This is a genomic window from Leisingera sp. S232, assembly GCF_049800895.1.
In the GTDB taxonomy this organism is placed as follows: domain Bacteria; phylum Pseudomonadota; class Alphaproteobacteria; order Rhodobacterales; family Rhodobacteraceae; genus Leisingera.
The window spans coordinates 14305-38232 of sequence record NZ_JBNAFX010000007.1 but is presented as its reverse complement, the minus strand read 5'-3'; the positions used below and the strand labels follow the sequence as shown (position 1 = coordinate 38232).

Annotated in this window: 22 protein-coding genes; 6 read left to right on the top strand and 16 right to left on the bottom strand. The window is 61.9% G+C overall.

Going from position 1 to position 23928, the window contains the following annotated elements:
* Window position 1: 1 nt before the first annotated feature.
* The 12 genes from nqrE to ACP151_RS07135 form a co-directional block, all read right to left on the bottom strand.
* The gene (nqrE, locus tag ACP151_RS07190) at window positions 2-610 is read right to left on the bottom strand and encodes an NADH:ubiquinone reductase (Na(+)-transporting) subunit E (protein ID WP_424978199.1); all 609 of its coding nucleotides are present in this window, start codon (window positions 608-610) and stop codon (window positions 2-4) included.
* On the bottom strand, window positions 610-1263 hold the full coding sequence (locus ACP151_RS07185; RefSeq protein ID WP_424978198.1) for an NADH:ubiquinone reductase (Na(+)-transporting) subunit D: 654 nt from the start codon (window positions 1261-1263) through the stop codon (window positions 610-612). Before ACP151_RS07185 ends, nqrE begins: the two co-directional genes overlap by 1 nt.
* Window positions 1263-2066 carry a Na(+)-translocating NADH-quinone reductase subunit C gene (locus tag ACP151_RS07180; RefSeq protein ID WP_424978197.1) on the bottom strand — a complete coding sequence of 268 codons (804 nt, stop codon included), beginning with the start codon at window positions 2064-2066 and terminating at the stop codon, window positions 1263-1265. The genes ACP151_RS07185 and ACP151_RS07180 overlap by 1 nt, the downstream gene beginning before the upstream one ends.
* Complete coding sequence (locus ACP151_RS07175; protein ID WP_424978196.1) at window positions 2059-3267, bottom strand: NADH:ubiquinone reductase (Na(+)-transporting) subunit B; 1209 nt, start codon at window positions 3265-3267, stop codon at window positions 2059-2061. Before ACP151_RS07175 ends, ACP151_RS07180 begins: the two co-directional genes overlap by 8 nt.
* 5 nt (window positions 3268-3272) lie before the next feature.
* A complete protein-coding gene (locus ACP151_RS07170; RefSeq protein WP_424978195.1) occupies window positions 3273-4616 on the bottom strand; it encodes a Na(+)-translocating NADH-quinone reductase subunit A in 1344 nt (447 codons plus the stop codon).
* 401 nt (window positions 4617-5017) lie between these two features.
* Complete coding sequence (locus ACP151_RS07165) at window positions 5018-6142, bottom strand: mandelate racemase/muconate lactonizing enzyme family protein (RefSeq protein WP_424978194.1); 1125 nt, start codon at window positions 6140-6142, stop codon at window positions 5018-5020.
* The gene (locus ACP151_RS07160) at window positions 6139-7233 is read right to left on the bottom strand and encodes an alcohol dehydrogenase family protein (protein ID WP_424978193.1); all 1095 of its coding nucleotides are present in this window, start codon (window positions 7231-7233) and stop codon (window positions 6139-6141) included. Before ACP151_RS07160 ends, ACP151_RS07165 begins: the two co-directional genes overlap by 4 nt.
* Window positions 7234-7329: 96 nt before the next feature.
* Entirely contained in the window at window positions 7330-7569 is a 240-nt protein-coding gene (locus ACP151_RS07155) for a hypothetical protein (protein ID WP_424978192.1), read from the bottom strand.
* A 3-nt stretch (window positions 7570-7572) separates the two neighbouring features.
* On the bottom strand, window positions 7573-9024 hold the full coding sequence (locus ACP151_RS07150) for an aldehyde dehydrogenase family protein (protein WP_424978191.1): 1452 nt from the start codon (window positions 9022-9024) through the stop codon (window positions 7573-7575).
* On the bottom strand, window positions 9021-10175 hold the full coding sequence (locus ACP151_RS07145) for an aromatic ring-hydroxylating oxygenase subunit alpha (RefSeq protein ID WP_424978190.1): 1155 nt from the start codon (window positions 10173-10175) through the stop codon (window positions 9021-9023). The genes ACP151_RS07150 and ACP151_RS07145 overlap by 4 nt, the downstream gene beginning before the upstream one ends.
* Window positions 10176-10270: 95 nt before the next feature.
* The gene (locus ACP151_RS07140; RefSeq protein ID WP_424978189.1) at window positions 10271-11185 is read right to left on the bottom strand and encodes a LysR substrate-binding domain-containing protein; all 915 of its coding nucleotides are present in this window, start codon (window positions 11183-11185) and stop codon (window positions 10271-10273) included.
* Between the two features lie 92 nt (window positions 11186-11277).
* On the bottom strand, window positions 11278-12228 hold the full coding sequence (locus ACP151_RS07135; protein WP_424978187.1) for a GlxA family transcriptional regulator: 951 nt from the start codon (window positions 12226-12228) through the stop codon (window positions 11278-11280).
* A gap of 225 nt (window positions 12229-12453) precedes the next feature.
* On the opposite strand from ACP151_RS07135, the gene ACP151_RS07130 reads away from it, so the two are divergent.
* Genes ACP151_RS07130 through ACP151_RS07115 form a run of 4 tightly spaced genes read left to right on the top strand, consistent with a single transcriptional unit; the run spans window position 12454 to window position 16930 of the window.
* A complete protein-coding gene (locus ACP151_RS07130) occupies window positions 12454-13164 on the top strand; it encodes a GntR family transcriptional regulator (RefSeq protein ID WP_424978186.1) in 711 nt (236 codons plus the stop codon).
* A gap of 8 nt (window positions 13165-13172) precedes the next feature.
* Window positions 13173-14090, top strand: coding sequence for a dihydrodipicolinate synthase family protein (locus tag ACP151_RS07125; protein WP_424978185.1), 918 nt, complete (start codon window positions 13173-13175; stop codon window positions 14088-14090).
* 3 nt (window positions 14091-14093) lie between these two features.
* Entirely contained in the window at window positions 14094-15593 is a 1500-nt protein-coding gene (locus ACP151_RS07120; RefSeq protein ID WP_424978184.1) for an aldehyde dehydrogenase, read from the top strand.
* Entirely contained in the window at window positions 15590-16930 is a 1341-nt protein-coding gene (locus ACP151_RS07115; protein WP_424978183.1) for an NAD(P)/FAD-dependent oxidoreductase, read from the top strand. Before ACP151_RS07120 ends, ACP151_RS07115 begins: the two co-directional genes overlap by 4 nt.
* Window positions 16931-17015: 85 nt before the next feature.
* Here the strand turns inward: ACP151_RS07115 and ACP151_RS07110 are convergent, their stop codons facing one another.
* From ACP151_RS07110 to ACP151_RS07095, 4 genes are all read right to left on the bottom strand, one after another.
* Complete coding sequence (locus ACP151_RS07110; protein ID WP_424978182.1) at window positions 17016-17750, bottom strand: SDR family NAD(P)-dependent oxidoreductase; 735 nt, start codon at window positions 17748-17750, stop codon at window positions 17016-17018.
* On the bottom strand, window positions 17747-18481 hold the full coding sequence (locus tag ACP151_RS07105; protein WP_424978181.1) for an SDR family NAD(P)-dependent oxidoreductase: 735 nt from the start codon (window positions 18479-18481) through the stop codon (window positions 17747-17749). The genes ACP151_RS07110 and ACP151_RS07105 overlap by 4 nt, the downstream gene beginning before the upstream one ends.
* 14 nt (window positions 18482-18495) lie before the next feature.
* On the bottom strand, window positions 18496-19599 hold the full coding sequence (locus ACP151_RS07100) for a mandelate racemase/muconate lactonizing enzyme family protein (RefSeq protein WP_424978180.1): 1104 nt from the start codon (window positions 19597-19599) through the stop codon (window positions 18496-18498).
* A 61-nt stretch (window positions 19600-19660) separates the two neighbouring features.
* On the bottom strand, window positions 19661-21217 hold the full coding sequence (locus tag ACP151_RS07095; RefSeq protein ID WP_424978179.1) for a trimethylamine methyltransferase family protein: 1557 nt from the start codon (window positions 21215-21217) through the stop codon (window positions 19661-19663).
* A gap of 479 nt (window positions 21218-21696) precedes the next feature.
* On the opposite strand from ACP151_RS07095, the gene repA reads away from it, so the two are divergent.
* Window positions 21697-22872 carry a plasmid partitioning protein RepA gene (gene repA / locus ACP151_RS07090; RefSeq protein ID WP_424978178.1) on the top strand — a complete coding sequence of 392 codons (1176 nt, stop codon included), beginning with the start codon at window positions 21697-21699 and terminating at the stop codon, window positions 22870-22872.
* Window positions 22872-23846 carry a plasmid partitioning protein RepB gene (repB, locus tag ACP151_RS07085; protein ID WP_424978177.1) on the top strand — a complete coding sequence of 325 codons (975 nt, stop codon included), beginning with the start codon at window positions 22872-22874 and terminating at the stop codon, window positions 23844-23846. The genes repA and repB overlap by 1 nt, the downstream gene beginning before the upstream one ends.
* The last annotated feature ends 82 nt before the right edge of the window (window positions 23847-23928 follow it).

The following is a 23928-nucleotide window of genomic DNA, read 5'->3' as shown; positions in this document are numbered from 1 at the left end:
CTTACAGTTTGACGCCGCTGAAGGACATGAAGGCCATTGCCATCAACCCAGCGGTGATAAAGGTGATGCCCAGGCCCTGCAGGCCATCCGGCACATCGGAATACTTCAGCTTCTCGCGCACACCGGCCATTGCAGTGATCGCCAGCGCCCAGCCAAAGCCGGAGGAGAGACCATAAGTGGTTGCTTCCGCAAAGTTGTAATCCCGTTCCACCATGAACAGCGAACCGCCCAGAATGGCGCAGTTCACAGTGATCAGCGGCAGGAAGACCCCCAGCGCGTTGTAGAGCGGCGGGAAATACTTATCGAGGATCATCTCCAGGATCTGCACCATCGCCGCGATCACCCCGATATAGGAGATCAGACCGAGAAAGGTCAGATCCACATCCGGGAACCCCGCCCAGGCCAGCGCACCCGGCTTCAGCAGATAGGTCAGCAGCAGGTTGTTGGTTGGCACAGTAATGGCCTGCACCACCATCACCGAAATCCCCAGACCCAGCGCGGTGGAGATCTTCTTGGACACCGCGATAAAGGTACACATGCCCAGAAAGAACGAGAGCGCGAGGTTCTCGACAAAGATGGCCTTAACGGCCAGTGAAATCAGCCCTTCCATCAGTGGCCCTCCACCGCTTGGATTTTATATTCACGCTCTTCGACCTGGTTCGGTTTCCAGGTGCGGAACGCCCAGATCAAAAGGCCGATCACAAAGAACGCCGAGGGCGGCAGCAGCAGCATGCCGTTTGGCACATACCAGCCGCCGTTGTTCACGGTTTCCAGAATGGTGATGCCAAACAGGGAACCAGCGCCGAACAGCTCGCGGATCACGCCGACCAGCATCAGGATCAGGCCATAGCCCAGACCGTTGCCAATGCCGTCAATGAAAGAGGCCACCGGCGGGTTGCTCATGGCAAAGGCTTCGGCGCGGCCCATCACGATACAGTTGGTGATGATCAGACCCACAAAAACCGACAGGGTTTTCGAGATCTCAAAGGCGTAGGCCTTCAGCACCTGATCCACCAGGATCACCAAGGAGGCGATGATCACCATCTGCACGATGATCCGGATCGAACTGGGGATCTGGTTGCGCAGGATCGAAATGAACATCGACGAGAACGCGGTCACGAATGTCACCGCCAATGTCATCACAAAGGCCACCTGCAAGGATGACGTCACCGCCAGCGCCGAGCAGATGCCCAGAACCTGCAGGGTGATCGGGTTGTTGTCGACCAATGGGTCGACCAGCATGTCTTTCTTGGTCTGCGCCATCAGAACTCTCCCGCTTGCAGGGCGGCCAGGAAGGGTGCGTAGCCCTCTTCGCCCATCCAGAATTTCACCAGGTTGTCGACACCCACCGAAGTCAGCGTGGCACCGGCCAGCGCGTCGATATGGTGGTCGGGTCCGGCAGGGCCTTGCGCCTTGGCGACGGTGATCTGCAGGATGCCCTCGGCATCATGCAGTTTCTTGCCGCTCCACAGAGATTTCCAGCGCGGGTTGTCCACCTCGGCGCCCAGCCCCGGGGTTTCGCCGTGCTGGTAGAACTGCAGGCCAAAGATGTCGTTGCCGTTTTCCTCTACCGCGATGAAACCGTAAAGGGTGGACCACAGACCATAGCCGTGAACCGGCAGGATCACCTTGTCCAGCGCGCCTGCGTCATCGCGCAGCAGATAGACGGTCTTGTACCGTGACTGGCGGCCAATGCCTGCCGGGTCCACATCCAGCGCGCGGCTCAGCTCGGGGTCCTGCGCAGCAGCGCGCCCGTCAAAGCTGGCAGCGTCGAACTGGTCGGTGAACTGGCCAGTCTGCAGATCCAGCACCTGCGGCTCAAACGCCTTAAAGGCTTCGGCCACATCAGATCCGGGCTGATAAAGCCCCGCCACCTGCAGAACGTTCAGCTGCTTGTCGAGCTTCTTGTTGATCTCCTGCACCGGGCGCAGGGACACGGCGGCGGTGGACACGATCATCGAAGCCAGCAGGCAGACGCCCACCGCGATCACCAGGGTCTTGCCGACCGAGTCCGGGGACGCGGCGAGGAAGCGGCCAATCAGGCCTTTGCTTTGGGTCTCAGCCATGGCGGCGCGCCCTCCGTTTGATGTTTGCCTGCACGACGAAGTAGTCGATCAGCGGTGCAAAGACGTTGCCGAACAGGATCGCCAGCATCATGCCTTCGGGGAAGGCCGGGTTCAGCACCCGGATCAGCACCACCATCACACCGATCAGCGCGCCATAGATATAGCGGCCCATGTTGGTGTGGGATGCGGACACAGGTTCCGTGACCATGAAGACCAGACCAAAGGCATAGCCGCCCAGCACCAGATGCCAGTACCACGGCATTGCAAACATCGGGTTAGTGTCAGAGCCAATGGCGTTCAGCAGCAAGGAGAACGCAATCATACCACCCAGACAGCCCGCGATCAGCCGCCAGTTGGCGATCTTGGTCGCCAGCAGGAACACCAGACCAATGGCGCAGGCCAGTGTGGAGGTTTCGCCAAAGCTGCCCTGAATGGTGCCATAGAAAGCATCGGACCATTCAATACCCTTGGCCGCCAGCGCCTGCACGCCTTCGGCAGCCGACACACCCAGCGCCGTGGCGCCCGAGAAACCGTCAACCGGGGTCCAGACAGAGTCACCCGACATATTGGCCGGATAAGCAAAATACAGGAACGCACGGCCGGTCAAAGCCGGATTCAGGAAGTTCTTGCCGGTGCCGCCAAAGACTTCCTTGCCGATCACCACGCCAAAGATGATGCCAAGCGCCACCTGCCACAGCGGCGTCGAGGCCGGCATAATAAGAGTGTATAGCATCGAGGTCACCAGAAAGCCCTCGTTAACCTCATGGCCGCGCACGGTGGCAAAGACGACCTCAAAGATGCCGCCCGCAACCAGCGTCACGATATAGATCGGCAGGAAATACAGGAACCCATGTGCGATATTGGCCACCGGGTTGGCCGCATCCAGCGAGATGCCGAACATCTGCAGCAGGGCAATGCGCCAGCCGGTAGCTGCATCAGCCCCCAGCGCGGCAATTGCCGAATTTGCCTGATAGCCGGTGTTCCACATGCCCCACAGGATGCAGGGGATGGTGGCGAGCACCACATAGGTCATGATCCGCTTCATATCGACATATGAACGCGCGTGCGGCGCCGCGGTGGTGACGGTTTTCGGGGTATAAAGGAAGCTTTCCACCATCTCGTAGACGGGGAACAGTTTTTCATATTTGCCCCCCTTCTCGAAATGAGGCTCGATCCTGTCAAAGAAGCTGCGCAATCCCATCCGGCTCAGCCCTCCTTTTCAATCTTGGCCAGGCAGTCGCGCAGCGCTTGCCCGTATTCATATTTGGCGGGGCAGGCAAAACCGACGAGGCCCATGTCCTCTTCGTCCAGCTCCATCGCACCCAGCGCTTGTGCGGTATCGGTGTCCATCACCAAAAGCGCCCGCAGCAATTGCGTCGGCAGGTAGTCCTGCGGCATCAGCTGCTCAAAGGTGCCGGTGGGCACCATCGCCCGGCGGCCACCGTTCAGGTTGCTGGTCAGGCCGAACAGCTTGCGGGTCAGGGCCGAGCCCAGCACCGGCTGCACCGCATATTTGCTGCCCATCGGGCGTATCCAGCCCAGCGGGATCTGCTTGCGATCTTCCTCGATGAGGGCAATCTGGCGGGCAAAACGGCCAAGGAACGCCAGCGAACCTGCCGCCTGACGGCCCGACAGGATAGACCCGGAGATCACCCGCACCGGACCGTCCGCAGCAATCTCGCCGCGGGTCAGCTCATCCGTGGAGGCGCCAGCGACTGTGCGCACCAGACGGGGGTTGCTTGCGGCGGGACCGGCAATGGCAACCACCACAGAAGGATCCAGATGTCCGGTCTGCAGCAGGCGGCCGATGGCGATCACGTCCTGATAGGAAATCGTCCAGACCTGATCTTCGGCACGCACCGGGTTCAGGAAGTGGATATGGGTACCGGCCAGCCCCGAAGGATGCGGACCGGAGAATGCGGCAGCTTCAACACCGGCAATATCGCCGCCCGGAATGCTGTCGCCTGTTTTCTGACACAGATAGGTGGTGCCTTCGGTCAGCAGTGTCAGCGCCTTCAGGCCCGCCGCAAACGCCTCACCTGCGTCATTGATGACCAGCGCGGCATCCGCGGCCAATGGCTCGGAATCGATCGCGGTCACAAAGATCGCGCCCGGCTTGGAGCCCGGTACCGGCATCTTGGAATAGGGACGGGTGCGGAAGGAGGTCCAGAGACCCGCCGCACATAGTTTCTCTGTCAGCCCTTCGGCAGTGTCCGAATTGCCCGTCGCAGAGAAGTCGATGCCGGTATCTTCCGCATCGGAAACCGCAATCACCACGCTTTCCAGAACCCGGCGGGCGCCGCGGTTGATTGCCACGACTTTGCCAGTCGCCGGCGCCACCATCATCGCCTCTTCCGCATCCTTGTTGCAGAACAGCGGGGTTCCGCGCTGAACCTCCTCGCCTTCCTGCACCAGCATACGGGGTTTCAAACCCAGATAGTCGGGGCCCAGCACCGCCACCGAGGCGATGGTCGGACCGGGGTGAATGACCTGTTCCGGCGCGCCTGTCACCGGCAGATCCAGCCCCTTCCTCAAGTTAAATGTCTTCATATTTGCGCTACGTCCTTGTGAGGCCGATTCCCGTGGCGGTACTTATCTGTTTCCGGCGGCAGAGACAAAGAAAACGCAAGTTCGCGGTCGCTTTTGTCTCATTTCCAGCCGGGTCCGGCCCTGATTGATCCGGCGCACTCGAATCAAATTTACCACCGAATGGCAAGCCCGGCTCCCCGCTTGCCGGGTAAATTCCTGCGTGATCGCAGCTTCTGGGCCAGAATGCCGTCTTAGGGACCGTCAATACGACAGATGCGGCCTGCCGAAACGGCAGGCGCGCAGGGGCGCTGTGGATAAGACGCCGCGGAAAAACAACTTCTGCCAGAGCCGCCCAGCCTGATGGCGCTAACTTTCGCGGCATCAAAGATATGATTCGCGCCGGATTCGGATTTTGCGGTTCCTTACGCGTCCCAAACGGCCTGTGGCGCCCCCATCAGATCACGGTCCACGGTGATCCCCAGACCCGGCGCATCTGGCACCAGAACGCCGCCGTCTTTGACGGCTGCGTCGAACTCTGCGGTTTTCAACGTCACCATATCGCGGCAATCCAGAATGCAGCGCAACGACCGTTCCGGCACCGTCGCGCCCAGATGCGCGATGGCGGAAAACGCCACCACAGAGCCGACCGTGTCCTGCACGCTGACCGTGGCACCCGCCGCCAGGCACATGTCCCGGTGCCGCCGGCCATGGGTCAGCCCGCCCGCCTTGGAGATCTTGAGCCCTATACCGTCGGCCACGTCCTCTGCCAGCATCAGGGCGATGTCCTCATCCTGCTGGACCAGCTCATCCAGGATGATCGGCACATTGCAACGCTGGCGCAGCGACATGGTCTCGCGCCAGGTCCGGCAAGGCGCCTCCAGCACAAAATCCAGCCCCTCGGGCAGCATCCGCAGCATCCGCAACGCGGTTTCGGGCGTCAGCCCGCCATTGGCATCAACCAGAAAGAACTCGCCCGGCTGCCGGTCTGCAAGGGACGCGCGGATGCGCTCGGCGTCCAGCGCCGGGCCACCTTCGCCGTCAAGGGCACCGATCTTGACCGAATGGCCCAGATAGCCCATCTCGCGGTGCTGCGCCACGCGGGCACGCATGTCTTCGGGGCTGCCTGCATAGATCGAGGAAATCACCGGCAGGCGTGTGCCGGTTGACCCGCCCAGCAGCTCGCAGACCGGCATGTTCACCGATTTGCCGAACAGATCCCAGCAGGCCAGATCAATTGCCGATTTGGCATGATTGTGGCCCAGCAGCGCCTCATCCATCGCGTCGTTGATACGGTCCATCTGGCGCGGGTCGCGGCCCAGCAGATAGGGCGCGATCTCGGCAATCCCGGCGCGGACCCCCAACGCATGCGCGGCAATATAGGTGGAACCGAACGGCGTGCTCTCACCCCAGCCTTCCAGCCCGCTATCAGTGGTGACGCGCACAAAAGTCGCATCAAAGCTGCGGTATTCCCGCCCGCCCGACAGCATGTAAACGCCGCCGGAATACGGCAGGTCCAGCTGGTACAGTTCAATCTTCTTGATCTTCATGACGTGACCTCAGGGATCATCAGCACCAGCTTGCCGGTGTGCTTCTTGCTCAGGAAATCCTCCTGAGCGGTGGCGATCTCTGACAGCGGATAGGTCTTGGCCACCAGCGGGCGGATTTCCCCCGCCTCAATGTAAGAGATCAGATTGGCGAACACCTCATCCTCCTGGAAGGTGCAGCCCATCAGGGTCAGATCCTTGAGGTATAGCGTGCGCACGTCGATCTCGGAAATCGGCCCGGCGATGGCGCCTGCGGTGGTGTAACGTCCGCCCCGGCGCAGCACGTCCAGGAACGACGGCCATTGCGGCCCAGCCACCAGATCAACCACCACGTCGACGGAACCTTCGCCCAGTTCCGCGCGCAAGTCGGCATTTCGGTCGACGACGCGGTCGGCCCCAAGCGCCAGAACCTCATCGGCCTTGGCGGCAGAGGACAGCGCAATCACCGTGGCACCGCGGCGTTTGGCCAGCTGCACAGCGGCAGAGCCAACGCCGCCGGACGCGCCGGAGATCAGCACCGTCTCTGCGCCCAGCCCAACCCGGTGCAGCATGTTTTCCGCAGTGGAATAGGCGCAGGGGATCGAGGCGAGTTCCGCATCGGACCAGTCGCAGGTCACCGCATGGGTTTCGCGCGCAGGCGCCACTGCGAACTGGGCAAAGCCGCCATCGCATTCGCTGCCGAAGGTCCAGCATTCATAAGGGCGGTAGTCCACATAGGTCCGCAGCATATTGCGCACCAAAACCCGCTCGCCGATGCGCGACGCGTCAACGCCCTGCCCCACCGCAGCGATATGGCCGCAGGCATCCGCGCCCTGAATGCGCGGAAACGCCAGCGGCTTGCCGGACCAGCTGGCGTCATCATCGTCGACACTGTCAAAACCCGTGGCACCGCCCGCGTTGGTGTCGGCATCCACCGCCTTGGAATACCAGCCGATACGGGTGTTGATGTCGGTATTGTTGATGCCGGCCGCCGCGACGCGGATCAGCACCTCGCCGGGAGCGGGCTGCGGCACCGGCGCGTCGGTGCGGTACTCCAGCTTGTCGATGCCGCCATGGCCGGTCAGCAGAACCGCCGACATTTTTTCCGGAATCATGCCCGTTTCTCCTCGTTTGAAATCAGATTGGCCGGCCCTCCCCTGCCGGCCAAAACAGGCCGATACCCCTGCGGGGCCACCGGCCTGAGACTTGTATCACAGCTCCAGCGGATGCGCGCGGCCGCGCTCCGCCAGGCGGCGGTTCAGCACCTTTGCCTCCGGCATCCCGGCCTCCAGCGCAAAAACAAAGGCATGCGTCAGGTAAAAACAGGCCGCATCGATGCTGGCCGCAGCCTCTGCCTGATCACCGGCCAGCGTGTATAGCCGGACCAGCTCTGCGCTGTCGTTGTCTTCATGCGCCTGCAGCAGCGCTCGGTCGAGGTCTGCGCGCTCCACCCGTCACCCCTTCAACGAGATTGCGATGTTCTTGGTGCGCACGTAATTATACAGCGCCTCCAAGCCCTTCTCGCGGCCAAACCCGGATTTGCCAACGCCGCCGAACGGCGTCGAGATACCGCCCGCAAACCATTCGTTCACAAACACCTGCCCGGCGCGCAGACGGTGCGCCGCCCGGTGCGCCCGTGCCAGATCGCGGGTAAAGACACCTGCAACCAGCCCGAACTCGGTGCCATTGGCCATGGCGATTGCCTCGGCTTCGGTGTCAAAGGGCGTGAAGCAGGTGACAGGGCCGAAAATCTCTTCCTGCGCCACCCGGGCAGACGGGTCCACATCCGCCAGAATGGTCGGCGCCATAAAGTAGCCCTCCCGCTCCAGCCGGGCACCACCCGAGGCCGCCCGTGCGCCGCTTTGGCGGGCGGTGGCGGTCAGGGTTTCGATCCCGTCCAGCTGACGAGCCGAGATCACCGGGGTCAGGCCGGGGTTTTCCAGCCCGTGACCAACGCTAAGACCGTTTGCCAGCGCAGCGGCGCGTTCCACCGCCTCGTCATAGATTGAGCGGTGAACCAGCACCCGTGACATGGCAGAGCAAACCTGACCGGCGTTGTAGAAGATACCGCTTTGCAGAGAAGACATCAGCGTGTCCAGATTGGCGTCCTCAAACGCCACCGCTGCGGATTTGCCGCCCAGTTCCATCAGCGCAGGCGTCACCGGATTGGCCGCCGCACGCAGAATGGCCTGGCCAGTGGGAACCGAACCGGTAAAAACGATCTGATCCACCGCAGCGCTTTCCACCAGCCGCGCGCCCAGTTCGGCGCCGATGCCGTTCAGGATCGAGACTGCCCCGGCGGGCACCTCAGCGCGTTCCAGCGCCACGCCCAGCATCGCCAGCGCCATCGGGTCCAGCTCCGGGGATTTGATGATCACCGAATTGCCCGCCGCCATGGCCGGCGCAAGAGAGCGCGCGGCAATCGACACCGGGAAATTCCACGGCACGATCTGGGCAGAGACACCGTAGGGCTCATATACCGTGTAGTCAGCATAATCCGGGCCGAGCGGGATCGATTTGCCTTCGATCTTGTCGGCCATGCCGCCGTAGTATTCGAAATACTGCGCGGCTTCTTCGAATTCATCATGCGCCGCACTCAGACTCTTGCCGCTTTCGCGGCACAGCAGCTGTGCGCCTTCGTCGGCAATGCCGCGGATCTCTGCTGCGATGCGCTGCATCAGCTGGCCGCGGTTGGCAGGTTTCATGGCCGCCAGATCGCCGCGCTCGAAACTTGCTCGGGCCGCCTCCAACGCCTTGGCCAGGGTCTCTTCGCCCGCCAGCGCGCAATCGGCCACATGGTCACCATTGCCCGGATCTTCAACAGCCAGACGTGCGCCGCCGTCGCCTTCCACCCAGGCACCGGCCAGGAAATTCCTGGCCAGCCCGTCCTTCAGAAAGGCGCTCATGCTGCGCGTCCCTTGGTCACCTGATCGGCCACCCAGGCGTGGAAATTATGGGTCGGCCCGTCCATCGCCGGAGAGAACCGGCCACCGTCGAACAGCTCACCGTGGCGGCCCTTCTGCATGCCCTCGACGACAAAGACGTCTTCCTCGAACACGGTCTTCCACAGTTTGGCGTTCTCGGTGCGCAAGTTGTCCAGCTCTGGCGTTTCTTCGGTCGACTTGGCGTAATACAGCTCGATATGCTCGACAGTGTTTTCGGTATCGACCGGCTCCAGAATGATCGCAAACGCATGGTCGCGCTGCACACCCAGCAGAACGTTCGGGTAAACAGCCACATATTCGCCGCCCTCGTCCCATTTGCTGGAAAGCCCGTCGAAATCCGGGAACAGCTGGCCGTCTTCGCCCTTCAGCTGGCGATAGACCAAAGTCCCCTGGCCAGAGTAGTGGCCCGGCACTTCGATGTTGTAATGGTCTTCCAGACGGGAATAGCTGTTGAGCCCCGGATGCACCCAGGGCAGGTGGTAGCTTTCGCAGTAGTTTTCGACCGCCAGTTTCCAGTTGGTCTTCACTTCCAGCGTGAAACCAGAACTTTCGCCGCCGTGATGCACCGGGGTTTCGAATTCCTTCCAGCGCTGCAGCAGGTCGGCATGGACCTCTTCGAACTCCGGCGCTGTGCCGTCCACATTCACAAACACCACGTCGCGCCAGACATAGGAGCGGATGCGCACCAGGCCCAGCTCGTCCAGCTTGATGTCTTCATGCTTGTTGTTGCCGGGGCCGCCCACATGCGGGGTCGAGACCAGACGGCCGTTCAGGCCATAGCACCAGCTGTGATAGGGGCAGCGGATCGCGCCGCGGATCTTGCCGGGCTTGTCCACCAGGATCATGCCGCGGTGGCGGCAGGTGTTCTGAAACACGCCGACGGCACCGTCGGTGTCACGCACGATCAACAGCGGCATGCCCAGAAAATCCACCGGTTTCGCATAGCCCGGCTCCGGCACATCCTTGCCAAAGCCGATGCCGGACCAATTGGCAAACAACACCGATCGTTTTTCTTCGGCAAAGACGGTGGGGTCGATGTAATGGGCGTTCGGCAGCCCGTTGGCCACATTGACCGGAGCCATCACCGGGGCAAGCGTGTCATGCTTGTTCATCTGGGTCTCTCCAATGCTGGGAAAAGATGTGCGCGTTGTGCGCCATAGAATGGAGACAGCCGATTCACTCAATATCAGGAATTTTCGCCTTTGGCTTAGCTGGATTCACCCGAGCCTCGACTGACCTCGTCAATCACCCAATTGCGGAGCAATCGGGCGGATTCCGACAGCTCCGTATCCGGGCGGCCCACCAGATGGAACCCATGCGGCGCCGTCAGCACATGCGGGCCGATCGGCACCAGTTGGCCAGAGGCCAGCAAAGGGTGCAGCAGCCGCTGCCAGCCCAGCACCAGCCCGACCCCGTCCTGCGCCGCCTGCAGGGCAACCGCATAGTTGTTGACCCGCACACCAGCTGCGATGGGACCGCCGTAGCCAAGCTGGGCAAACCAATCGGCCCAGGTGGTCCAGCTTTTGTCGTCGGATTCCAGATGCAGCAGCCGCTGCTGCGCCAGCTCCTCCAGCGGACAACCGGTGAGCCGTTCGGCCAGTTCCGCGTTTGCGACAGGCACCAGATGATCGCGGTACAGTTCCGTCTGTTCCAGTCGCGTGTCCCGTTCACGCCCGTAGCGGACGTAGAAATCCACATCCGGCATGCTGCGGAACTGCCGGTCATTGACGATCTGGTTGACGTTCACATCCGGGTTCTGGCGCCAGAACCGCACCACCGACGGCGACAGCCACAACGAGGCCACCGCCGAAGTTGACCCGATGGTGACAGTATCCCCGGCCTGACGGTCGCGGATGGTCTTCAGGCTGAGCGAGATCTTGGAAAACGACGAGGCCAGGGTTTCAAACAGCGCTTCGCCCTCTTCTGTCAGCTCGACCCCGCGGTGTTTGCGCTGAAACAGCGGCGCCTGCAGCTCTGCCTCCAGCGCCTTCACCTGATGGCTAACTGCGCCGGGGGTCACCGACAGCTCCTGCGCGGCATTCTTGAAACTCAGGTGCCGGGCCGCGGCCTCAAAGGCCGCCAGCGTGGTCAGGGGCGGCAGGTTGTAATGGCGGCGGGACATCTGCGGCTCCTGGCATATAGCTCGGCTGAGGGCGTTTCATTTCAATATGGGAAATGCGCCTTTGAATGCCAGCCCCGGTTTTGTCGGCTGCCTCAATCAATCCGGCTCCGTTGCAGCATCGGCGTTACATTAAAGGCCGCCTTGTACACCCGCGAGAAATGGCCGGGACTGTCAAAACCACAGGACAGCGCCACATCGGTCACCGATGCCTCGGTCTGGATCAGCAGATTGCGGGCGCGCTCCAGCCGCATCTCCATCGAATACTTCTTGGGGGAGGTGTTCAGGTATTTGCCGAACAGCCGCTCCAGCTGGCGGGTGGAAATTCCGATTTCCTCGGCAATCAGCGCAGGGGAAATGGGATCGCTGATATGGTCGTGCATCATCTGGATCGCCCGGGCCAGATGGCTATTGCGCATGCCATTGCGGGACTGCAGCGAGACCTTCTGTTCAGCCGTCGCATTGCGCACCGCGTTATAGACCATCTGATCCGCCACCGCGACGGCAAGGTCATATCCATGATCCCGTTCAATCAGATGCAGCATCAGGTCCGCCGTGGCGGTGCCACCCGATGCTGTCACGTGTTTTTCATCGGCCACAAACACATTGCGCACCAGATTCACCTCTGGAAAGGCCTCCATGAAACTATCGTGGTATTCCCAGTGAATTGCCGCCTGCATGCCGTTCAGAAATCCGGCCTCTGCCAGCACCCAAGCACCAGAACACAGCGCCCCCACCGCAACGCCGCGCGCCTTTTCCCGGCGCAGCGCGGCCAGCAGCGGCCTGGTCACATGGTTGCGCATGTGGATGCCAGACAGGGCAAACAGCCGGTCGCATTTGGGGATTGCATCAAACCCGTAATGGACCAGCGTCACCGACCCGTTTGAACAGGTCGCGGTCGCGCCGTTTTCCGATCCGAACGACCAGTCATAGAGGTCCTGACCGCTGACCAGATTGGCGATCCGCAACGGCTCTACTGCGCAGGAAAATGCGAGATGCGAGAATTCCTCGACCAGAAGAAAGGCAAAATGCTGGGTATTGGACATGGGGTGACCGCCTGACAAGAACCGCGAAGGACCGCCCTGTGCAACACGGCCCTGCGGTCCCGACAGGTTAGGCCCCCTGCCCCGGTCACTACAAGCTGCTGCACGGCGCAAAGCGTCCGCAAACTGCACACATCACATTTTTTCTGTGTACACAATATGTATTTTTATGCCATAGAGCCGAAAATCCACAGAATCCCGCGCCGCTCGCGTGTCAGGAGAGATGCCATGAAAGACACCTCCAAAAACCGCAAGACAGAGCTGTACATCCGCCTCAAGACCGCGATCATGACGCTGGAACTGCGCCCCGGCGCCGATCTGGACGAGGCAAAACTGTCCGAAGAGTCGGGGCTCTCTCGCACGCCGTTGCGCGAAGTGCTGCGCCAGCTGGCGGGCGAAGGCTATGTGGATCTCCGGGAAAACCGCGGCGCGCGGGTCAGCGAGATGTCCCATATGACCCTGCGCGATTTTTTCCTGGCCGCTCCGATGATCTATGGCGCAGTGCTGCAGCTGGCCGCCAAGAACGCAACCTCTGCCCAAATTGCACAGCTGAAAGAAGCGCAGGAGACCTTCAGGGCTGCGCTGCGCAGCGGCTCTGGCGCCGACCGGGCGATGGCCAATAACCACTTTCACGAAATCACCGGCGAAATGGCGGATAACATCTATCTGCTGCCATCCTTTCAACGCCTGCTGATTGACCATGCCCGCATCGGCATGACCTTTTACCGCCCCCGGGACGCCCGGATGGCGGAGAACCTGGATGAAGCCAGCACCCAGCACGACGCCATCATCGCCGCCATCGCGGCCGGGGATGAGGCAAAGGCGGGTCAGCTGGCCATCGATCACTGGAACCTGTCGCGCGATCAGATCGAACTGTTCGTCATGCCCGCCGGGCTTGACCTGCCGCTCGGTTCTGTCGCCCGAACACCCCCTGCATGAGGACGCAGATGACCCCAATTTTCAAATTTGAAGGGATCTACACCCCAGTGGTGACGCCCTATCACGAGGACGGCAGCGTCAACTGGGACGCCCAGGCCGAGGTGATCGAATATCTGGTTGCGAACGGCGTGCACGGGCTGATCTCCGGTGGTTCGACCGGCGAAAACTATGCCCAGACCGTTGAGGAACGGCTGGAACTGGCCCGTTTCACCCATGCGCAGCTCAAAGGCCGCCTGCCGCTGGTTGTCGGCACCGGCGCCATGCTGACCGGCGATTCCATTGCGCTGGCCTCTGGCGCCAAAGAGATCGGCGCCGATGCGATCCTCTTGGCCTCACCGCCCTATTCGGTCCCGACCGACCGCGAAAACGCGCTGAATGCGCTGGCCATCGACAAGGCCGCCGATCTGCCGGTGATGCTGTACAACTACCCGCACCGCACCGGCACCATGATGGGCGAGGAGTTTCTGGACCGCGTTGGTCGCTCCCGCAATTTCTGCGGCATCAAGGAAAGCTCGGGCGATATCAACCGCGTACATCTCTTGGCCCGCGACTATCCGCATATCCAGCTGGGCTGCGGCATGGACGACCAGGCGCTGGAGTTCTTTGCCTGGGGCGCGCCCTTCTGGGTCTGCGGCGGCTCCAACTTTCTGCCGCGCGAACACGTCGCGCTCTATAAGGCTTGCGTTCTGGAGGGCAACTTTGCCAAAGGCCGCCGCATCATGTCCGCGATGATGCCGCTGATGCGGGTCTTGGAACAGGGCGGCAAGTTCATCCAGACCATCAAACATGGCGTCACCATGAACGGCATCGCCGCAGGCGCCATGCGACCGCCTCTGAAAGGTCTGAACAAGGACGACAAACGCGCGCTGGAACAGGTCGTGCGGGTGCTGAAACAGAAAATCGCTGACATCGAAGCGGAGGGTTAAGGCATGACTTTGCTCACTCAGGACGAATACAAATCCATTGCTGCCAATCTGGACCTGCCCACGGGCGCGTTCATCGACGGCAAATACTGCCCAGCCACCTCCGGCAAAACCTTTGAGACCGTGAACCCGGCCACCGGCGAGAAACTGGCGGATATCGCCTCTTGCGGCGCCGCAGACGTGGACATCGCGGTCGAAAAGGCACGCGAAGCCTTTGACGACGGCCGCTGGTCACGCCTGCACCCATCCGAGCGCAAGGATGTGCTGATCCGCCTGTGCAAACTGATGACCCGCAACGCCCGCGAACTGGCGGTGATGGAGAGCCTCGACAGCGGCAAGACCATCTATGACTGCGAAACCGTCGACGTGCCGGAAACCATCCACTGCATCAAATGGCACGCCGAGGCGGTCGACAAGATCTATGATCAGGTCTCACCTGCGTCGGACGATCACATCGCCATGGTGGTGCGCGAACCCATCGGCGTGGTTGGTCTGGTGCTGCCCTGGAACTTCCCGCTGTTGATGCTGGCCTGGAAAATCGGCCCCGCACTGGCGGCGGGCTGCTCCGTGGTGGTGAAGCCAGCGGCCGAAACCACCCTGACCGCGCTGCGCGTGGCTGAACTGGCAATGGAGGCAGGCCTGCCCCGCGGTGTGCTGAACATCGTACCCGGCGGTGGCGCCGACGTGGGTGAACCCATCGGCCGCCATATGGACATCGACATGGTGTCCTTCACCGGCTCTACCGTGACCGGCAAACGGTTCCTGACCTATTCCGCCGAAAGCAACGCCAAGGAAGTGGTGCTGGAGATGGGCGGCAAGAACCCCGCCATCGTCATGGAGGACGCCGAGAACCTGGACCGCGTGGCGCAGCACATTGTGAACGGTGCGTTCTGGAACATGGGCGAAAACTGCTCGGCGTCCTCGCGCCTGATCGTGCACAAGGACGTCAAGGCAGAGCTGCTCGCTCGCATCGCGCATCACGCCAAAGCCTGGAACATAGGTGACCCGCTGGACCCCGAAACCCGCATGGGCGCGCTGGTGTCCCAGGCGCATTTCGACAAGGTCTGCGGTTATCTGGAGCAGGCAGATAACGTGGTTCTGGGCGGCAAGGCGCAGGGCGGCGCCTTTGTCGAAGCCACTGTCGTCGAAGTCCCCGGCAATGACGCCGCACTGGCGCGCGAAGAGATCTTTGGCCCCGTCTTGTCGGTGATCGAGGTTTCCGGTTTCGACGAAGCCATCCAGATCGCCAATGACACTGATTACGGTCTCTGCGCCTCGATCTTTACCGCCAATGCCAAACGCGCCATCCGCGGCGCGCGGGCCATCCGGGCGGGCACGGTGACGGTGAACAGCTTTGGCGAAGGCGACATCTCCACGCCTTTCGGGGGCTACAAGCAGTCGGGCTTTGGCGGCCGCGACAACTCGGTTCACGCCCATGACCAGTACACCCAGCTGAAAACCATCTGGATCGATCTGGCCGATGACGCAGACGAGGCTGTGGATTGAGCCGCTACGCTGCCAAACGCCTGCCCCGGCAGACTGGGGCTGCGGGATGGAATGCCATCCTGCCACCGCAAGACACCCTGCCGGAGCTGGAAAGCGATCTGACCGCCGATGTGACCATCATCGGCGGCGGATTTGCCGGATTGTCAGCGGCCCGCCGCCTGCACCAGCTGGACCCGTCGCTGAAAGTGGTCCTGCTGGAGGCCGGGCGCTTCGCCGAAAGCTCTGCCGGGCGCAATTCCGGCTTTATGATCGACCTGCCGCATGATCTGGCCTCGGACAATTATGCAGGCGACGCGCTGGAGGCTGACCGCGCCGCCATCGCCATGAACCGCCGGGCGATATCCTTTGCCACAGAAGTGGCCGGGGACTGCGCCCTGCCGCAGGACATGTTCGATCCCGCAGGCAAAATCAACGCTGCGGCCACCCGCGCGGGCGACCGGCACAACCGCGATTTCGCCGCCCATCTGCTGCGGTTGGGAGAGCCGCATCAGCTGCTGAACCGGCAGGAGATGCAGGACCGCACCGGGAGTGCGCATTACACCTCTGGCCTTTATGCGCCGGGCACGGTGATGATCCAGCCCGCAGGCTATATCCGCGCCCTGTCGGCGCATCTGGCGGCGCAGATCAGCGTCTTTGAAAACACCCCCGCAACGGGTTTCGAAAAACAGGGCGCAGGTTGGTTGGTCGCAACCCCAAAGGGCCGTATCAGCACCGGCAGGATCATTCTTGCCAACAACGGCCATCTGGAAAGCTTTGGCTTTTACCAGCGCCGCCTGATGCATATCTGCCTTTATGCCTCAATGACCGAGCGACTGACGCCGGAGCAGATCAGGCGACTGGGCGGCGCCAGCCGCTGGTCAGTGACGCCCGCCAATCCGATGGGCACTTCGGTGCGGCGGATTTCAGGCTCTTACGGCGACCGTATCCTGATCCGCAGCTGCTCCAGTTTTCATCCCACCATCGAGACCAGCCAGATGCGTCTGCGCAATGCCGGATGGGTGCATGACCGCAAGTTCACGGAGCGGTTTCCGCAGCTGGAGGGCGTGCGGATGGAACATCGCTGGGCGGGCATGCTCTGCCTCAGCCGCAACGGCGCGGCGGCTTTTGGCGAGCTGGACCGGGGGGTGTATTCAGCCTGCTGCCAGAACGGTCTTGGGATCGCCCGCGGCACCCTGCAAGGGATCGGCGCGGCAGAGCTGGTTGTTGAGGGCGGCTCGGAGATCGCCAGCCATTTTCTGGCGCAGCCGGAGCTGCCCAGGCTGCCGCCGGAGCCTTTTGCCTCGCTGGGTGCCAATACCTACCTGATGTGGAAGGAATGGCGATCCGGGAAAGAGTAAGGGTTGGGGGCGCTGCCCCCGGCCTGCGGCCTCCCCCGGAGTATTTTCAGAAAGATGAATGGCCAAGGGGCCGCAGTCCGCTGCGTCAGGGCAGGCTCAGCTGGGCCATGCGGCCGCCATCGACGGTATAGACCTGGCCGGTGATGAAGCCCGCATCCTCGGAGGCCAGAAACGCCACCAATGCCGCCACTTCCGCAGGCTTGCCGGTGCGGGCCACCGGGTGAATGCGGCCGATGTCCCGGCGGAAGGCCTCCGGGTCGGGCATCGAGGCAATGAAATCATTGTTCAGCTCCGTATCGATCCAGCCCGGCGCCACCGCATTGCAGCGGATGCCCTCGGGACCGTGATCAACTGCAACTGCGCGCGTGAGGCCGTGCAACCCCGCCTTGGAGGCGCAATAGGCCGCGTGGCCGGGATTGCTGCCCAGCCCTTCGATAGAGCCTGTGTTGACGATATTGCCCTTGGTCCTGCGCAGATGCGGCAGCGCCGCCCGGATCATCAGGAAAGGTGCAGTGAGGTTCACCGTCAAGCTGCGCTGCCAGTCCGCGGGGGACATGTCCTCGACGCGGGCCTCCTGCATCATGCCGGCGTTGTTCACCAGCACGTCCAGCCTCCCTGCCCTGCGGACAGTTTCAGTCACCACCTCTGCGGGGCTGTCCGGATTGGTGAAATCCGCCGGGATTGCCTCAAACTCCGTGTCCGCGCCGCGCTGCGCGGTAAAGACACGGGCGCCCTCGTCAGCCAGCCGGCGGGCAACCGCCTGACCGATGCCGCTGCGGCCGCCGGTGACCAGCGCAACCTTGCCGTCAAACCGGCTCATGACACCGGTTTCCCGCCATTGACCTCGACCAATGCGCCGCACATGTAGCGCGCCGCGTCCGAGGCCAGGAACATCACCACATCGGCAATGTCATCGGGCTCTGCGATCCGCCCCAGAGGCACCGTCGTGCCGAGTTCGGCAACAGCTGTATCCGGGTCAAAGCCGCGCTTTGCAAACCCGCTGCGCAGCATCGGGGTGTTTACCTCATTTGGGCAGACCGCATTGATGCGGATACCCTGATGGGCGTGATCCATGCCCATGCATTGGGTCAGCGAGGCTATTGCTGCCTTGGTCATGCAATACAGCGCATGGTTCGGACCCGGCGCCTTGCCGCCCCAACAGGAGGCGGTGTTGACAATGGCGCCGCCGCCGGTCCGTGCCATCAGCGGGATCGCGGCGCGGCAGATCCGGAACGGCGCCTGGACATTCACCCCCATCGACAGATCCCAGTCCGCATCCGAGGTATCGGTCACCGGGCCGCGAGTGATGACGCCCGCGTTGTTTATGACGATGTCAAGGCCACCCAAGGCATCAAAGGCCGCCTGCGGCAGCGCGTTTGCATAATCTGCGTCCAGCAGGTCGCCCGGCAGATGGGCCTCCGCCTTGAGAGCGCTGGTGTCGCGGTCCGCAACTGCCACCCTGGCGCCTGCAGCCTGTAGGCGCTGCACAATGGCCGCACCGATGCCGCCTGCCGCGCCGGTGACCAGTGCGCATTTTCCCTGAAAATCCATAATCCTGTCTCCAATCAGAAAGACGCGACCGGCGCGCCGAACAGGCCTGCGTCCGGGGTGATGCCCAGGCCCGGACCCTGCGGCACCGCGATATGGCCGTCTTCGATGCGGATGCCGTTTTCCGCGTCATAGTTGCCCGCGATATAGGGGGCAGCCAGCCAGACGCCCTCCAAAAGCTCCGGTTTCACCGTGGCGCCGATATGGGTGCAGGCCGCTGCGATAATGTCACCGCCCCAGCTGTCGTCACAAGTATGCGGCAGGTTGCGGGCCTCGCAAATGTCGCGAAAGGCGCGCATCGGCTGCAGCCCGCCAATGCGGGTGACCTTCATTCCGAAGCCATCCACCAGCCCGGTGCCTGCAGCAGTGATTACCGTATTCAGGCTGGTGCTGTTTTCATCCATGTAGATGCCGTGGCCGATCTGCGGGCGGATTTTCTGCAGGTCTTCCAGCGTGTTGCAGGGCTGTTCCATGATAAAAGGAATGTCCGGGCACTCGCGGCTGACGCGCAGCGCATCGCGGGTGGTCCAACCGCGGTTGCCATCCACCGCCAGCCGCATGCCGGACCGGCCGATGGGCTCCCAGACCTTGCGAATGGTTTCGATGTCGATCTCCACGGGGCGGCCGCCGACTTTGATCTGCAAGCGCAGATAGCCCTCTGCCTGTTTTTCTGCCGCCAGGCGCGCGATGTCGTCCGGGGCGCCGACACCGGTGGCATAATAGGACGGGACCCGGTCGGTTGCCGCCCCGCCCAGCAGGGCCGAGACCGCAAGGCCCAGATGCTTGCCCAAAAGGTCATGCGCCGCGATGTCGATTGCCGCTTTGGCGTAATTATGACCGTTCAGCAGCCCGTCCATGCGGCGGTGGAGCGTCACCGGGGCAACCTCGGCACCGATCAGCCCCTTGGCCATCGCAGCAAGCGCCGCACGGGCGCCGTCGCCGTGGGATTCGGCATAGGTCGGCCCAACCGGGCAGGTTTCGCCCCAGCCTTCCAATCCGTTGTCCGCCACCAGTTTCACCAGCGTTGTGTCCAGTGCCCAAACTTTGGCATTGGCCATGGTATAGGGACCGTTCTTCACCGGCAGATCATGCTGGTAGATATGGATTTCCGCGATTTTCATGTTTCGTCCGTGTTAAAAAAACGGCCCGCCCGGATCGAAGGGCGGGCCAGTCGGGGGAAAGTCAGTGGCTCTGGTTCAGCTCATCCGCAGCTGGGATCTCGCGCTCGCGCCGGGCGATGTAATCCAGCAGCGCCTCATTCTTGGCCTCATCCAGTTTTGGCTCCTGGTATTCGGCCAGCAGCTTTTTGGCGCGGGTCAGCGCGCGTTCGGTGATCTCGACGCTGCCCTCGGCCTGCCATTGCTCGATCGAGTTGTTGTCGAACATCTCTGGCATAAAGAACGCCTGTTGGAAGTTCTCCTGGGTATGCGGGTGGCCCAGATAGTGACCGCCGGGGCCAACATCCGGCACCGCCGCCAGCGCCTGATCAAAGTCCTGCCATTTCGGCCCCTCCGCCATCCGGTAGGCCATCGCGCATTGTTCGGCGTCGACGATGAACTTGGCAACCGAGCAATGCATGCCGGCCTCGTTCCAGCCTGCAGAATGCCAGATGTAATTGGCGCCGGCGTGCAGGACTGCTGACAAAGTGCTGGCAGATTCATACCCCGCCTGCGCGTCGAACGTTTTGGCGCCGCCCAGCGTGTTGGAGGTGCGCCACGGCACCTCGTAAAACCGCGCCATCTGGCCGATCATAAAGTTCATCAGGCTGATTTCCGGCGTCCCCGCCATCGGCGCGCCGGATTTCATGCTGACAGTCGACAGATAGTGGCCATAGATCGCAGGCGCCCCTTTGCGGATGACCTGCGTATAGGCCAGCGCGCTCAGCGCCTCTGCATTCAGCTGCGCCACGGTTGCCGGGACGGAGGCAGGCGTATTGGCACCGCCCAGCACAAACGGCGAGCACAGAACCGGCTGATTGCGGCGGCAGAAGGCGCGCATCGCGCCCAGCATGGTCTCATCCCAGACCAAAGGCGAGTTGCCGTTGCAATTGCCTGTGACCACCGGGTGGCTGTCGATGAAATCCTCTCCAAACAGGATCGCGCACATGTCGATCACATCCTCGGCGTTCTTGGGGCTGGTGGTCATGCCCATGAACGTTTTGTCGGAGTATTTCATCGACGAATAGGTGATGCGCAGATGCCGCTGGCTGATCGGGTGATCATAGGGTTCGACGATGTGATGCGCCGAGGAATGCATCGCCGGCATCATATGCGCCAGCTTATGGAACATCGCCAGATCTTCCAGCATCGGATTGCGACGCACATCGTCCAGATCGCGCAGGAACGGCGCGCCGGTCATCGGGATGAACATCGAATGCTTGCCGCCCAGGCGCAGGTTCTTTTTCGGATCGCGCGCGTGATAGGTGAAATCGCTGGGGATGGTTTTGATCAGCTCACGCACCAGCCCGCGGTCCAGATAGACCAGCTCTCCCTCCACCTTGGCACCGGCACGCTTCCAGTCCTCCAACGCGATGGGATCGCGGAACTGGACACCGACGTTTTCCAGAATGTCCATTGACGCATTGTCGATCTTCTCAACCTGGGCGCCATCCATCACTTCGCACAGCGGGATATTGCGGGTCAGGCCGGGCAGCATTTCAAAATTCGGCGCAGTGCGCAGGGCGCGGCGGGCGTGGCGGCCGCCGGCGCGCGAGCGGGTCGCAATGGCTTGCTCAGTCATGGCAGTGTTCTCCTTTGGCAAAGAGTTTGGCGGCGCTCTGGCGGGTTGACGTGCAGGATTGCGAAATCCATTTGCAAAAACCGACACTCCGGTTGCGGGAACCGGCCTGCGAAGGCAGAAAGCAACGGGTCTGTGATCCATGGATTAAAAATCCAGCCCATTTAGAGCCTAAAACAGGTGTTTCGCAGAGAATCCCTGTTCCCTTGCGGCCCCAGCGGCGCTTTGCGATTGCGCAAAATGCACAATGGAGCGGAAATTTATCCACAGCGTTACACACATCCGACAGTCAGATGAAAACCACATAAATTCAATATGTTGATATGAAAACTGCCATCCTGTGTGTCGCCAGACGGGGAACCATTGCGCCAGCCTGCTATCCCTGAAAGAAGGAATCTATTGCACAACGGCCTTCGCATTGCGTATAGAAACGATAAATAAGGCGATGACGCAAAACAGCGTTACTATCGAGAGGGCAGCAGGTGGCAGTAGCACTCCACATCAATCAGCGTATCCGCGAGAACGCGGAAAACCTCAGTGCGGCCCTCAACAGCCACATGCTGGCCAGTTTTGCGCCGGATGCAAGGAAGGAATTGCGCCTGTTCAGCGCCGGCGAGGCGGCAGAAATGCTGGGGATTTCGCCCAGCTTCCTGCGCAAGCTTCATTTTGACGGTAAATTCCCCGAGGTGCACACCACGCCGGGCGGGCGCCGCCACTATTCCGCTGCTGACCTGCTGGCAATGCGCAAGGTTCTGGATGCATCGGCCAAAACACCCGGAACCTATCAGCGCGGCCGCCGCGAGGGCGACAAGGTGCAGGTGCTGTCCTTCCTGAACTTCAAGGGCGGGTCGGGCAAGACCACGTCGTCGATCCACACTGCACAGCGGCTGGCGCTGAAAGGCTACCGGGTTCTGGCAGTTGATATCGACCCGCAGGCCTCGCTGACGACGCTTTTCGGCTATAGGCCAGAGGTCGATTTCCTCGAAACAGGGACGATTTTTGACGCAATCCGCTATGATGACCCCCTGCCCCTGCGCGACATCATCCAAGAGACCTATTTCGCCAATCTGGATCTGGCCCCCGGCGGGCTGATCCTGCAGGAGTTTGAGCACGAGACCCCGCAGGCGCTGATCAACAATGTGCAGCCCGCGTTTTTCTCGCGCATGGCCGCCGCGCTGCAGGAGGTCGAAAAGGATTACGACGTGATCATTTTCGATTGCCCGCCGCAGCTGGGCTATCTGACCATGTCGGCACTCTGCGCCTCGACCGGCGTGATCATCACCGTTGTGCCGAATATGCTCGACATCGCCTCGATGTCGCAGTTCCTGCAGATGAGCGCGGAATTGCTGGATGTCGTGTCCAATGCCGGTGCCTCGCTGGAGTTCGACTTCCTGCGCTTCCTGATCAACCGGTATGAGCCGAACGACGGACCGCAGCAGCAGGTGGTCGCCTTCCTGCGGCAATTGTTTGGGGATGAAGTGATGGTCGCCCCGATGCTGAAATCCACAGCGATTTCCGATGCCGGACTGACCCAGCAGACGGTCTATGAGGTCGAAAGATCCATGTTTCACAGGTCAACCTATGACCGTGCGGTGGATTCACTGAATCAAGTTAACGATGAAATAGAATCGCTCCTTCAACACGCATGGAGGCGTTGATGGCACGCAAAGGCATTCTCAGCACGGCACTCAGCAACCCGGCAGCATCCGCTGGCGGGCCGAAACCCAAAATGATGCCGCGCGGCGCGGTCGGGGCGCTGCAATCCTCGCTCAGCAAGCTGCAGGAAAGCGCCGTGCAGGAAATCGACGCGGCCCTGATCGACGACGCGGGATATGAGGACCGGCTGGGCCTCAATGGCATTGCCCATAAGCAGCTGGTGGACAGCCTGCGGACCTATGGGCAACAGGTTCCTGTGCTGCTGCGCCCGCACCCCAAGACGCCGGGGCGGTTTGAGATCGTCTATGGCCGCCGCCGCCTAATGGCACTGCGCGAATTGGGCCTGCCGGTCAAGGCAATGATCCGGCAACTGGACGATCATGCGCTGGTGATGGCCCAGGGGCAGGAAAATACCTCGCGGCTGGATCTGAGTTTCATCGAGAAAGCGTCCTTTGCGGCGCAGCTGCAGGACGGCGGCTATGACCGGCCGACAATTGCCGCTGCGCTGTCGATTGACCTGCCGATGGTGTCACGGATGCTAAAGGTCGGCACTGCGTTTGAGCTGCCGTTTTTGCGGGCCATCGGCTCTGCCCCCGGCATTGGCCGTGACCGCTGGATGCTGCTGGTCAAACTGTTCCAGGACCCCGCCGCGCGGACCCGGGCGATCACCCGGACAAACCGGCCCGATTTTACCACCTTTGACTCCGACGGCCGGTTCGAGGCGGTTCTGACCCATGCCCGGGGCGTAAGCCAAGCGGAGCACTCGCGCCCTGCCCCGCCAAAAACCCGCGCCCTGCCCGACAGCAACGGTGCTGAGATTGCAGGCATCAAGACAACCGCCAAGGGCATCACCCTGACGATCTCTGGCAAACACGCGCCCGGCTTTGACGCCTGGTTCGACGCGAACGCAGAAGAGATCCTGGCGGAACTTCACGGCCGCTGGCAGCAAGACCAGCCTGAGCAGCCGGAAGAATAAGAAGAGCAGAGAAACAGGACAGGAGGCACGTAAACAGGCAAAAGAAAAGCCCCCCAGGACATTACATCCCAGAAGGCCGTTC

Coding starts and splice junctions, on each gene's coding strand:
- repB (WP_424978177.1), top strand. CDS start 22,872: ATGGCACGCAAAGGCATTCTCAGCACGGCACTCAGCAACCCGGCAGCA.
- ACP151_RS07185 (WP_424978198.1), bottom strand. CDS start 1,263: ATGGCGCAGACCAAGAAAGACATGCTGGTCGACCCATTGGTCGACAAC.
- ACP151_RS07150 (WP_424978191.1), bottom strand. CDS start 9,024: ATGAGCGCCTTTCTGAAGGACGGGCTGGCCAGGAATTTCCTGGCCGGT.
- ACP151_RS07140 (WP_424978189.1), bottom strand. CDS start 11,185: ATGTCCCGCCGCCATTACAACCTGCCGCCCCTGACCACGCTGGCGGCC.
- ACP151_RS07145 (WP_424978190.1), bottom strand. CDS start 10,175: ATGAACAAGCATGACACGCTTGCCCCGGTGATGGCTCCGGTCAATGTG.
- ACP151_RS07130 (WP_424978186.1), top strand. CDS start 12,454: ATGAAAGACACCTCCAAAAACCGCAAGACAGAGCTGTACATCCGCCTC.
- ACP151_RS07125 (WP_424978185.1), top strand. CDS start 13,173: ATGACCCCAATTTTCAAATTTGAAGGGATCTACACCCCAGTGGTGACG.
- ACP151_RS07165 (WP_424978194.1), bottom strand. CDS start 6,142: ATGAAGATCAAGAAGATTGAACTGTACCAGCTGGACCTGCCGTATTCC.
- ACP151_RS07105 (WP_424978181.1), bottom strand. CDS start 18,481: ATGGATTTTCAGGGAAAATGCGCACTGGTCACCGGCGCGGCAGGCGGC.
- ACP151_RS07135 (WP_424978187.1), bottom strand. CDS start 12,228: ATGTCCAATACCCAGCATTTTGCCTTTCTTCTGGTCGAGGAATTCTCG.
- ACP151_RS07120 (WP_424978184.1), top strand. CDS start 14,094: ATGACTTTGCTCACTCAGGACGAATACAAATCCATTGCTGCCAATCTG.
- ACP151_RS07175 (WP_424978196.1), bottom strand. CDS start 3,267: ATGGGATTGCGCAGCTTCTTTGACAGGATCGAGCCTCATTTCGAGAAG.
- ACP151_RS07110 (WP_424978182.1), bottom strand. CDS start 17,750: ATGAGCCGGTTTGACGGCAAGGTTGCGCTGGTCACCGGCGGCCGCAGC.
- ACP151_RS07160 (WP_424978193.1), bottom strand. CDS start 7,233: ATGATTCCGGAAAAAATGTCGGCGGTTCTGCTGACCGGCCATGGCGGC.
- nqrE (WP_424978199.1), bottom strand. CDS start 610: ATGGAAGGGCTGATTTCACTGGCCGTTAAGGCCATCTTTGTCGAGAAC.
- ACP151_RS07100 (WP_424978180.1), bottom strand. CDS start 19,599: ATGAAAATCGCGGAAATCCATATCTACCAGCATGATCTGCCGGTGAAG.
- ACP151_RS07170 (WP_424978195.1), bottom strand. CDS start 4,616: ATGAAGACATTTAACTTGAGGAAGGGGCTGGATCTGCCGGTGACAGGC.
- ACP151_RS07095 (WP_424978179.1), bottom strand. CDS start 21,217: ATGACTGAGCAAGCCATTGCGACCCGCTCGCGCGCCGGCGGCCGCCAC.
- ACP151_RS07180 (WP_424978197.1), bottom strand. CDS start 2,066: ATGGCTGAGACCCAAAGCAAAGGCCTGATTGGCCGCTTCCTCGCCGCG.